This is a genomic window from Myroides sp. NP-2 (assembly GCF_014145665.1).
Lineage (GTDB): Bacteria > Bacteroidota > Bacteroidia > Flavobacteriales > Flavobacteriaceae > Flavobacterium.
Map to the genome: position 1 here is coordinate 171,063 of NZ_JACHTD010000007.1, position 9,708 is coordinate 180,770.

Below are 9,708 nucleotides of genomic sequence, written 5' to 3' on the forward strand. Positions count from 1 at the left end.
AGTTATGCGCTTGCTGTGTGCGGTATTTTTCATTTTTAATAGGGTTAAAATACAGCCCTTACATTGTGGTAAATTGTAAGGGCTGTTAATGTTAGATAGCTAGTTTTAAGTTTGATTTAGTTTGAAAGTCAGTAGAACCGAATAATTGTTTTAATTCGCTTAGGTCTTTATTAGATCTTCCTTTCTTTACATAGTCAGCAGGGGAGAAGTACCAAGACTTTTTTTGTCCCGCCCAGCGGGCAGTGTTGTAATTCTCAATTGTAATAGCTTTTATTTTTTCTTTTTGTGAATACATTGCTCCAGGTGTTAAGTCTGTAAGCCATATAAAAGAACCAACGAAAGAAATATTGATACTTTCCAATCCTTCGAACATTTTCACGATGTTGTAAAATTGTTCAGCATTAAAGTTGTTGTTTGTGTGTTCTTCTGCGTTAGAAGTATTAAAGCGGTTTTCTAAAGATTTGAATTCTTTAAACATTTGTACGAATTCAGATTGTGAATTATATCCGCTAGTGTCGGGATGTAATTCAAAACAAAGCTTTTTAAATAAGTTTTTAGCTTCGTCTAATGTGTTGCAATTTGTAAAATAAGTTGTTTTCATATTACTATATTTTAATAGGGTTATTTAATTAGGACATGTTTCCCGTTAGTATGTATTCGCTTGAATAGTGGTAATTATCAAGCTCGATTTGCTTAGTTATAATATTGCTACTATAACTAAAACTATAAGAGAGTAAGCAGACAGTATATCAAAGAACACCCCCTCAGGGGGAAACAAATAAAGAAGTATTACCATTTCTTATTTTGTTATACAAATGTGTAACTGTTTTTCGGTATAAAAAAGTAATAAATAAAATATTTTAATACTAAAAATCTATTAAAAATAAACTGATAATAAATAAAACTTATGATTAAGTAAATGCTTTGTTTTAAAGAGTTTTAAGAGGTTTTTATATAGTTTGTATATACAGTTTGATAAGCTAGAAAAGAATTGAACAAGATTAAAAAGAAATGGTTTTAGTTGCGTACTTGTGTGAATGGTGGAGGGGGAGGAGACAAACACAAAGACACGCTTGTTTAGATTCTTTTGTTTGTTGTTATATATTAAGGTATGTAAGTACAATATTTTGTATCTTAGCTCGGGTAAAAGATACATAAAAACGTATATTATGATTGATAAATTAATTAATGTTAGTGAGCTAAGTAAGGCGTTAACTGGAAGTGAGCAAGCTATTAGAAATAAAAAGATACCAAAGAAGTATAATGTTGCAGTACAAGAACTTAACGACCTTTTAGAGTATTGGAAGAAGCGCCACGATTTGTTGTAATTGTGCAATGGTCGTGCAAGTTTTAAATATTAAAACCTTAGAACGTTGTTTTTCAGTTGTTTATATAGTTTAGTTCAAATCCTACTAAGATTACATTTGCTTTTATAGTAGTTTGCTTTCTTGAAAATAAATAGCACCAGAAACAAGATCTTTAAATTAGTTGCTGCATAAAATTAGCTTTAGATAACCTCAACGAAAAAGCTAAAATGTTTTTGGACTTGTTTTGCAACATACCCCCAATACCCTTTTTTTTCGCGTTTTCCTTTTGCGTTTCGCTCTCGCAGAAACATGTATACCATCCCACACCCTCTATCATATCTCACTTTTATTGTTTTTCCTTCCTTTTGTTTGATTTAAGCTATTTTAAAAATCTTTCCGAATCTATTATTGTTTGGATTGTTTTAATGCTTTAAACAAGTTCTTTTCTGTGTTTCTGTTATTCTATAAAAAGCTTTATATGTTTTTGATTTATATATAAAAAATAAATTATATTAAAATTATATTTTTGTATAAAATGTTTTATATATTTGTACTGTATCAAAATTGAAAAAATGAACAGGGATATCTTTATATCGGTAATTGAATCGATAAAAGTACAGACGTTGCGAGATTATGAAATTTCAGATGTCTTAACTCAGTTGTATCGAACAACGGTGCCTGTTTATGATAATTCGATTTTGCTAGATGCTTTGCGAGGTGTATTGCTTTTTCATTTCAATAATAATCAGGAGGCTATAGATGAGATTGATCACTATTGTTTTTTCTGCAATTTTGGAAGGATTGAAAAAGGGGATGAAGTGTTAATTGAAACCACATCTGAGTTATACGATCGTTTGGCTTCGGTTTATTTGATATAGATCATTGACATTTTTGGTAATTGTATAAAAACTACTTGCCGCTAACTTGATTAGCTGAGGTAATGACAGACCAACGTGGTATCGTAATAGCAGATACATGGGCGATTTCAACAAGGCTTTTTACGTCCTTATTGCACGGCTGGCAAGTAGTTTTATTTCTGCATAGATAGTGTAATGGTAGCACGACAGACTCCAAATCTGTTTGTATGGGTTCGAGTCCTTTTCTATGTGCGAACTATGAAACGTTTGATTATGCTTTTTACAATGCTGTTTTGTTTCAGTATTGCGGGAATCTGTAAAACTACAATAGACCTGAGCGAAAATTCAAAACAGAAAATAGAGCTTGTTTCTTTTTCTGATGTAGTAAAAGCAGATGCTGTTCTAGTTTCTGCTGCTTTAAAAGCAAACGTAAGTTTAAGTTATGGTTCCCCCAGTATCATTTCTGATATTACTTGTACTTATACTTACACTAATTCTATATATTTGGGCTCTCCAAAGAACGAAGTGCTTATTTGCATTCGGAATGAAATTAGGATTAGTTAGCTTTTATATACAACAATCTTTTTTAAAAGCCTTTCAACAATAAAGTAATTATTTGCTCTATTAAAGTTCTACTGAAAGGCTTTTATTTTTTAATAAAACGTATTCATTAATTTTTTTAGTCTATTAGCTCAGATGGCTAGAGTGCTTGCTTGTCACGCAAGAGGTCGCGAGTTCGAGTCTCGTATAGACTGCAATTCATATATTGAGTTTTTGGGTTAATAACCAGTTTGTTACTTCTGTAAAAAGTAACGTTAAGTAGTGGCGGAATTGGGTAGACGACATTTAATGTAAATAGGTACTAGTAAAGCTATTTTATTGAATGAATTGAGGATATAATTAGTATGTAGTAAGGGTAGCTGTGATGGCGTAAAACCTCGAATCACGGTTATATCAATACATTATTTCAGGTTCGAGTCCTGACTACTTATCAAAACATTTTTTGGATAAAACACTTCAACGCTGAGTCAAGTCAGCAAGTATCTGCAAATTGGTTTGAAAATCCCATAACATAGTACTAAATATTCTAGCAGGGTAATATTTGAAAATTTAGATCGTGTGTCGTTAGTTATAGTGATTGTAACGAAGCTATATCTTATAAAAAACTAAATGTTGAAGTGTTTTTAATATATCATTCGTTTTATAATGGCAAAACAAATTAAAAATACATTACTACCCGATAATACTATTGTTGAGGTGGTAATGAGGAAGAAAATGACACTTGCCGAATATGAAAAGATGATGCCGATTAGTAAAAGTAAAGGTTGGAATGTACAAGCTTATCAAGAAGGAGTTTGTGCTGACGGATTAGGTAAAAAGGTTGAGCAGTGATAAAAGTAAACATCAAACCGCTTTCGGTTAATTGTGCTTGGCAAGGTAAACGCTTTAAAACTCCTGCATATAAAACTTACGAAAAAGCTGTTTTGCTTATGCTGCCAAAGCGAATTGAACTGCCAGAACCACCTTTTGCTTTGAAACTTGAATTTGGATTTAGTTCTAAGCTTGCTGATATCGATAACGGAGTAAAACCGTTTGTTGATATTCTGCAAAAGAAGTACGGGATTAACGATAAGGATATTTATCATTTGCAGGTTTTAAAAACCATTGTAAAGAAAGGCGAGGAGTTTGTAAAGTTTAAAATAGAGTAGGTATGTTATTTCAGCAATCAAAACCAGTAGGTATTAAAGATCAGGAAGATTTAGACAACGAACGCTTAACCGAAATAGTTGGTGCTATTGTGCGATACCGAAAAGCTGAAATGGCTATTCCTACTCAGTGGATTGAAGAATATAATACGATAATTGAGCGAATTAAAAATAACCCTAAATAAAATTGCTATGTCAGATTTTAAAACAAGATTGAAGGAAGAACATGAACAATTAAATGATCGAGTAGTTAAACTTCAAAACTATATTGAGTCAAATGATCATTTTAAAACACTTGATAATGAAAATCAAAGTTTATTGATTATACAATTATCTTCTATGAAAACTTATAAGGAAACGTTAGATAGACGAATTTCTATTTTGATGTAACCATAATATTAGTTGTGTTGTAAAGGCTGGTTTCTTTTGAGCCAGCTTTTTTTATTTGAAATGTTATGAACGAAAAAGAATTAAAGAAAATAGAAAAACATTTTGCTAAGGCTAAAGTGATTTATTGCTTGAAGCTAAACAAAGAAGTAAACGTAACCAATGTACCGAGATTACAATATAATCCGGGAGAAGAAACTGTAACGAGTCCGTCTGGTATAATTTGCTTTTGGAAACAAGGCGAGTTTGCCAAAATTATTAAGTAACCAAATCAATAAATTATGAGAAGAAGTGGAAGAACAACAAGAATTGTAGATGAAGCTATTCAGCAATTATTTACAAAAGGAAGTATTTACGTTCCTACAAAAACTCACTTAGAGGAAAATCTTAAAGATACTAGAAGTGTGAAAAAAAACATGAACTACATTGTTGATCCTGATTGGGATAAAGGATATGCTCAAAGAGATTTGTTTTCTAGAATATTAAAACGACTTGAGTTGGAACATAATTTCAAAGCAAATGATTCTATTCTTCAAGTTGATTTAGGCAGAATGACTTTTACATTAACTGATTTTAAAAAGTAAGTTATGCAGCTATTAGGAGATAGAATATTATGCACTCGCATAATAGAAGAAAAACAAACACAAAGCGGATTGATTTTACCTACCAATTACCAAAGCGAAAACGAATATAATGTTGTTGCTGTTGGGGTAAAAATAAAATATCTTAAACCAGGTGATAGAATAAGAAAGTTTAAATACGCTGATGGATTGCAAATGGTACTTGATGGTATTGAGCATTTTGTTCTGAGTGAAAAGGATGATGTTGAAGTGGTTTTATAAGTATATTTGTTTTGATAACTATGTTTTTGATTGTTTCGCTATCCATACTTAAAGAATCTTAATTTAAGATAAAATGTTTCGTGATACATTAGTTTGTATTTGTTAATTGTCTTATTCATAAATATTTATTTATATTAGCGCAAAATTTAACGAAGTGCGCATATAGGTGTTATTTTACGAAACTATATTGCGTTTTGTTTCGTGAAATAACAATGTTAGCATTCATTTAAAACAAACCAAGTACAAACAATAAAAATTAGAAAAGAATGAGTTTCGGAAAATCGTTAAAAAGTGAACTCGGGAGAAACACCGGGAAATGGGTAAGCAACAAAGTCTTTGGAAACACCGGTTGGGCGACACCAAGACGACACGTAATTGAAGTGGAACAACGGAAAAAACAACGTGAAGAAGCCCGAGAATACAAACATCGACAAAAAGAAATGGAGCGTGAACGCAGAGAACGTGAAAGGGAATTGAAACAAATGGAGAAAGAACAAGCGGAACGCGAAAAACGTGAAATGATTCGAGCCAATGAAGAAGAAGTTCACGAACACAACAATTATTTGGAAGTAATACAATCTGTTCACAAATCCTATTCAGACCAAATGAATTGGGAAGAACTACAAAGTCAGGAAGCACCAGAGTATGTTCAGACGGCAGAAGAACTCCGACAAGAAATTTCAAAATTCACTAATGATTATGTAGACCAAGAAATCGAAGGATTAAAAAGAAGGTCAAAACTTTCTTTAGCCCGATTGATTATAGGCAATATGTATGTTCCAAAAAACCGTTGGGTTTTTAAGACATTAGGAAATGAAAAAGCCCTTGGTTTTATCGGATTAGTCTGTATGATGGGGTTATTATACGGCTTAATGCAGGAAGGATTTTTGAAATATTTTCTACCAATTATTTCAGCTTTGGTCTTTTTGACAGTTCTACTTTTCAAATACGGAGCAAAGGACTTCGATAAAAAAATAAATCTTGAAGAACGACTTAACGAACTTGAAAACAGTCGCTCCAGATTACTTGAAGAAAATCTTAAAGAACAACAAGAAGCTCACGAACAATATTTGAGAGATAAAGCGGACTATGAAAAGATGATGGACATTGTAAATGGCGTTATCAATAAAAATCCGCAAGCATACACTTATGCGCTAAACTTTTTCAATCCATTTGAAGATTTGAAAGAATACGGTTCTGACATCTCATTTGAAGTCAACGCAAATAAAGTTTCAGTAGATTTCTATGTTCACAGTGAAGAAGTTGTTCCAAGTACAACCAAAAAAATCCTCCGAAAAGGTGTTGAAGTAAAGGAAGAGCAGCTTCCTCAATCACGATTTAATGAAATCTATCAAGATTATGTTTGTAGCTGTATTCTTAAAATATCCAAAGAGATTTTTCAATTGCTCCCAGTTGTCAATGAAGTTCAAGTAAATGCAAAAGGCTCATTAATGAATTCAGCTACAGGAAATTTTGAAGAACAAACAATCGTTTCTGTAAATATCGAAAGAGAAAAACTAAACAAATTGAATTTTGACCTTCTCGACCCTTCCGACAGTATGAGTAATTTTGAGCATCGAATGGACTTCAAGAAGAATGAAGGATTTAAACCTGTTTCAGACTTGCAAACGGCTTAATAATGGATGAGAAATTAAATTACATATCAAGACTGTTTCAACGAACGAGTAGCAAACGAATTGAGCATTACGTAATATCTCGAATTTGGCATTTACTTGACAATTACGATATCAAAATGACACCACAGCAATACGTGTCAAGACAACAAATCAAGTATGCTTTGACAGATGTTTACTTTCCACAAATCGGATTTCACATTGAAGTGAACGAACCTGCTCATTATGAAAGTGATGAAAGAATTCAACACGACTTAAAAAGAAAAAATGAAATTGAAGCAAATACAGGTCATACCGTTTTTTCAATTGATTGTCGTCAAGATTTAGACGGAATTCACTTTCAAATAGCGGATTTAGTTTCTAAAATCAATAATTCTGTTCAAGAACAAATTGAAAAAGGAATTTTCAAACCTTGGCGACCTGAAAACGAACATAATCCTGACTATTGGAAAACGAAAGGAAAAATTTCACTATCAGACGAAGTATCATTTCATACAATCGAAGATATTTGCTTACTATTTGACGCTGACCACAGCAAGACAAAAAGGGGATTTTTAAGGAAAGGTGGAATTCAAAATCCAAAGAACCCTCAACTTTTTATTTGGTGGCCTTCAGAAAGACCAAGAAGCGGATGGCTCAACACATTTGACGAAGTAAAAGGAACGATAACCGAAACTCATTCTGATGAAAAGAAAAAGGTTGACCATTATAATTGGCACGCCCAAGAAACACATATAAGAATTGTGTTCTTTCACTACAAAGACATTCTAGGACGAACCAATTACAAGTTTGTTGGTGTGTTTACAAACGACAAGGAGAATTCAAATGCTGAAATTGGAACTATTTGGACAAGAATTGGCGAAACGTTAAACGTAGAAACATCTGAATATCAACGAGAAGAAGAAAAAACGAATGCTAACATTGTATAAGCGTAATGCGGGCTGAGTGGCTAAAATTGAGCAATTTGGCTTTTAAGAAACTTTGCGGTGGGCGGACAGTGAATCGCTCCGAAATCCCGCACTACGCTTATACTTGACCGTTGTACGAAATTTAAAAAAAATGGCTAATTTAGAGTTTAAACCTTATCTTTTAACGGAAGAAAAACCAAAAGAATTTGAAGATTTCAGAAACCTTACATCTGAATTATTAAAAGATATCGAAGGAGATATTACATTCTATCATATTGCAACTTTGGGAAAATTTGAAATAACATCTAACAATTTAAAATTAGATCAAAATAAACTGAATAGTTTCATTAACGAAATTTCCGACTATTTAATTTAATCATAATACAAATGAAAAGAATTTTACTATTTTTTATTTTAGCACTAACAATGGCATCTTGTGCTTCAAAAAAATCAATGGCATTACACCCTGAAAGATTATCTTTAGGAATGACCAAAAAGGAAGTTATTATTGCAATGGGAGAACATATTCCAATGAAAGTAATTGGTTCTAAATATTATGAAAAAGGAACAATTGAAGTAGGACAATACTACGATAAGAAATTGATTTACGGACAAGGTATAGTCGAAGAAATATACTACTTGTATTTCTATAACAATGAGCTAATTCAATGGGGACGTCCACAAGATTGGCAAAAAGAAGCCGATAGAATATATGAAATAAGATTTAGATAAAACTTCGTACAATAACTAAGCTTTCGTCTTGCCCGGAGGGCACGAGATGAAAGCCCGTTGAACGGAACCGTAGGAAGCTAATAAAGTATTATGGAGTTGTCGAAGTATGACTTTAAGATATACGAGCAGTAATTTTAGGATTACTGCTTTTTTTGTAGCAATAGTAGCTTCTAAACTGGAAAATGTAAGTTGGTGTCTGTCTAAAACATTGATAATTGGCATAAAACATTGCGTTATTAATACCTTATGAATTTAAGAAATATTAACTATATTTGAAATGGTTTGTGTACTTTTTTCACAGACTGCCGTTAGCCGTCAGTTTATAGAATAACTCTCGAAAAAACAATGAAAGTAGAATTAATACCTGTAATTGAAATTGGATACAACAATCAGAATGTACCAATTCCTGATAAATATCCTTACTGGGAATATCCAGAATTATGGGATAAATATAATTCTCAAAGTTATCTAAAAGCAGGTTTCAAAGACGAATTAAAGCCATATTTAGCTGGTTCTTCATTTTACAAACTTTCTGAAATCACAGATTGCAATTTAGAAAAAATTGTAATTGACCATACACAAGAAATGAGAGAAGGAAAATACGAACGTTCAGAAGCAAGTTCATTATTTGGAGGTTATGTTCTTCGTATTGACGGACATGACATATATTTTCCTCAATGTTGTGGTGACCTTTCAGATATTCATTATTGGGAAAAAATTGCAAATGGTAAAGACAGTTTTTATGCGGGACATCCACAACCGAAAGTAAAAATTGAGACTAATAAAATTATACTTGACTTTTCAGTGGACCAGTACGATGAACACTTTGTGCCAACACCAAAAGAATTATTAGTTTCACTTGACGCTTTATCTTTAAAGGAAGGAATTGAGTTTGCTAAACAAGAGCTTAAAACATTTGAATTAAAACTTGAAAAAATAAATAAAATCAACAACCTAAATATTGATAAAATATGTGAACTCCTAATATGGAATGATGACAATTATCAATAAAACCGAACGGCTAATAACTAAGCTTTCATCTCGTGCCCTGCGGGCAAGACGAAAGCTTAGTTATTATATGCAAACTTAAACAGCTTTCGTTTATGAAATACACATTTGTAAAAACTAAATCAGGATATTTAGAAGTAGAGCATATTAGAGAAGTTGTGAACGAAATCAATAAAGAAGAATTTGTTTTTAAAGATTGGTGGAGAATCTGGAGAAATTGACCACCTCATTCTGGCAAAAGTGACCACCTGATTCTGGTTTAACTTGACCACCTGATTCTGGTGAAAGTGACCAGTTAAAAAAAATGATTTTTAGAACATATCAAAA

16 protein-coding genes and 2 tRNA genes are annotated in these 9,708 nt (G+C 32.1%); 17 read left to right on the forward strand and 1 reads right to left on the reverse strand.

Annotated features, from left to right (window positions below; translation table 11 throughout):
* Positions 1-91 precede the first annotated feature (91 nt).
* The gene (locus H4K35_RS08965) at positions 92-601 is read right to left on the reverse strand and encodes a hypothetical protein (RefSeq protein WP_182627157.1); all 510 of its coding nucleotides are present in this window, start codon (positions 599-601) and stop codon (positions 92-94) included.
* Between the two features lie 568 nt (positions 602-1,169).
* Here H4K35_RS08965 and H4K35_RS08970 point away from each other — a divergent pair.
* The 17 genes from H4K35_RS08970 (at position 1,170) to H4K35_RS09050 (ending at position 9,384) form a co-directional block, all read left to right on the forward strand.
* A complete protein-coding gene (locus H4K35_RS08970; RefSeq protein ID WP_182627158.1) occupies positions 1,170-1,328 on the forward strand; it encodes a hypothetical protein in 159 nt (52 codons plus the stop codon).
* Between the two features lie 551 nt (positions 1,329-1,879).
* Positions 1,880-2,185: a hypothetical protein gene (locus H4K35_RS08975; protein ID WP_182627160.1), complete on the forward strand. Its 306-nt coding sequence runs from the start codon at positions 1,880-1,882 to the stop codon at positions 2,183-2,185.
* A gap of 160 nt (positions 2,186-2,345) precedes the next feature.
* Positions 2,346-2,416, forward strand: a tRNA-Trp gene (locus H4K35_RS08980).
* 6 nt (positions 2,417-2,422) lie between these two features.
* Complete coding sequence (locus H4K35_RS08985; RefSeq protein ID WP_182627162.1) at positions 2,423-2,728, forward strand: hypothetical protein; 306 nt, start codon at positions 2,423-2,425, stop codon at positions 2,726-2,728.
* Positions 2,729-2,845: 117 nt separating this feature from the next.
* Positions 2,846-2,919: transfer RNA gene (locus tag H4K35_RS08990), tRNA-Asp, on the forward strand.
* A gap of 451 nt (positions 2,920-3,370) precedes the next feature.
* Positions 3,371-3,556 carry a hypothetical protein gene (locus tag H4K35_RS08995; protein ID WP_182627164.1) on the forward strand — a complete coding sequence of 62 codons (186 nt, stop codon included), beginning with the start codon at positions 3,371-3,373 and terminating at the stop codon, positions 3,554-3,556.
* Entirely contained in the window at positions 3,553-3,873 is a 321-nt protein-coding gene (locus H4K35_RS09000) for a RusA family crossover junction endodeoxyribonuclease (RefSeq protein WP_182627166.1), read from the forward strand. Before H4K35_RS08995 ends, H4K35_RS09000 begins: the two co-directional genes overlap by 4 nt.
* Before the next feature lie 2 nt (positions 3,874-3,875).
* The gene (locus H4K35_RS09005) at positions 3,876-4,055 is read left to right on the forward strand and encodes a hypothetical protein (protein WP_182627168.1); all 180 of its coding nucleotides are present in this window, start codon (positions 3,876-3,878) and stop codon (positions 4,053-4,055) included.
* A gap of 7 nt (positions 4,056-4,062) precedes the next feature.
* Positions 4,063-4,260 carry a hypothetical protein gene (locus H4K35_RS09010; protein ID WP_182627169.1) on the forward strand — a complete coding sequence of 66 codons (198 nt, stop codon included), beginning with the start codon at positions 4,063-4,065 and terminating at the stop codon, positions 4,258-4,260.
* Positions 4,261-4,325: 65 nt separating this feature from the next.
* Positions 4,326-4,523 carry a hypothetical protein gene (locus H4K35_RS09015; RefSeq protein WP_182627171.1) on the forward strand — a complete coding sequence of 66 codons (198 nt, stop codon included), beginning with the start codon at positions 4,326-4,328 and terminating at the stop codon, positions 4,521-4,523.
* Between the two features lie 15 nt (positions 4,524-4,538).
* Positions 4,539-4,841 carry a hypothetical protein gene (locus H4K35_RS09020; protein WP_182627173.1) on the forward strand — a complete coding sequence of 101 codons (303 nt, stop codon included), beginning with the start codon at positions 4,539-4,541 and terminating at the stop codon, positions 4,839-4,841.
* A 3-nt stretch (positions 4,842-4,844) separates the two neighbouring features.
* Positions 4,845-5,099, forward strand: coding sequence for a chaperonin (locus H4K35_RS09025; RefSeq protein ID WP_182627174.1), 255 nt, complete (start codon positions 4,845-4,847; stop codon positions 5,097-5,099).
* Between the two features lie 266 nt (positions 5,100-5,365).
* A complete protein-coding gene (locus tag H4K35_RS09030; RefSeq protein WP_182627176.1) occupies positions 5,366-6,736 on the forward strand; it encodes a hypothetical protein in 1,371 nt (456 codons plus the stop codon).
* 2 nt (positions 6,737-6,738) lie between these two features.
* Positions 6,739-7,662: an AbaSI family restriction endonuclease gene (locus H4K35_RS09035; RefSeq protein WP_182627178.1), complete on the forward strand. Its 924-nt coding sequence runs from the start codon at positions 6,739-6,741 to the stop codon at positions 7,660-7,662.
* Between the two features lie 130 nt (positions 7,663-7,792).
* Complete coding sequence (locus H4K35_RS09040; RefSeq protein ID WP_182627180.1) at positions 7,793-8,017, forward strand: hypothetical protein; 225 nt, start codon at positions 7,793-7,795, stop codon at positions 8,015-8,017.
* An 11-nt stretch (positions 8,018-8,028) separates the two neighbouring features.
* A complete protein-coding gene (locus H4K35_RS09045; protein ID WP_182627182.1) occupies positions 8,029-8,373 on the forward strand; it encodes a hypothetical protein in 345 nt (114 codons plus the stop codon).
* A gap of 345 nt (positions 8,374-8,718) precedes the next feature.
* Positions 8,719-9,384, forward strand: coding sequence for a hypothetical protein (locus H4K35_RS09050; protein WP_182627183.1), 666 nt, complete (start codon positions 8,719-8,721; stop codon positions 9,382-9,384).
* Positions 9,385-9,708: the final 324 nt, after the last annotated feature.

What these genes read in the sequence shown, in the direction of transcription:
- H4K35_RS08965 (WP_182627157.1), bottom strand. Translation starts at nt 601, where the DNA reads ATGAAAACAACTTATTTTACAAATTGCAACACATTAGACGAAGCTAAA.
- H4K35_RS08970 (WP_182627158.1), top strand. Translation starts at nt 1,170, where the DNA reads ATGATTGATAAATTAATTAATGTTAGTGAGCTAAGTAAGGCGTTAACT.
- H4K35_RS08975 (WP_182627160.1), top strand. Translation starts at nt 1,880, where the DNA reads ATGAACAGGGATATCTTTATATCGGTAATTGAATCGATAAAAGTACAG.
- H4K35_RS08985 (WP_182627162.1), top strand. Translation starts at nt 2,423, where the DNA reads ATGAAACGTTTGATTATGCTTTTTACAATGCTGTTTTGTTTCAGTATT.
- H4K35_RS08995 (WP_182627164.1), top strand. Translation starts at nt 3,371, where the DNA reads ATGGCAAAACAAATTAAAAATACATTACTACCCGATAATACTATTGTT.
- H4K35_RS09005 (WP_182627168.1), top strand. Translation starts at nt 3,876, where the DNA reads ATGTTATTTCAGCAATCAAAACCAGTAGGTATTAAAGATCAGGAAGAT.
- H4K35_RS09010 (WP_182627169.1), top strand. Translation starts at nt 4,063, where the DNA reads ATGTCAGATTTTAAAACAAGATTGAAGGAAGAACATGAACAATTAAAT.
- H4K35_RS09015 (WP_182627171.1), top strand. Translation starts at nt 4,326, where the DNA reads ATGAACGAAAAAGAATTAAAGAAAATAGAAAAACATTTTGCTAAGGCT.
- H4K35_RS09020 (WP_182627173.1), top strand. Translation starts at nt 4,539, where the DNA reads ATGAGAAGAAGTGGAAGAACAACAAGAATTGTAGATGAAGCTATTCAG.
- H4K35_RS09025 (WP_182627174.1), top strand. Translation starts at nt 4,845, where the DNA reads ATGCAGCTATTAGGAGATAGAATATTATGCACTCGCATAATAGAAGAA.
- H4K35_RS09030 (WP_182627176.1), top strand. Translation starts at nt 5,366, where the DNA reads ATGAGTTTCGGAAAATCGTTAAAAAGTGAACTCGGGAGAAACACCGGG.
- H4K35_RS09035 (WP_182627178.1), top strand. Translation starts at nt 6,739, where the DNA reads ATGGATGAGAAATTAAATTACATATCAAGACTGTTTCAACGAACGAGT.
- H4K35_RS09040 (WP_182627180.1), top strand. Translation starts at nt 7,793, where the DNA reads ATGGCTAATTTAGAGTTTAAACCTTATCTTTTAACGGAAGAAAAACCA.
- H4K35_RS09045 (WP_182627182.1), top strand. Translation starts at nt 8,029, where the DNA reads ATGAAAAGAATTTTACTATTTTTTATTTTAGCACTAACAATGGCATCT.
- H4K35_RS09050 (WP_182627183.1), top strand. Translation starts at nt 8,719, where the DNA reads ATGAAAGTAGAATTAATACCTGTAATTGAAATTGGATACAACAATCAG.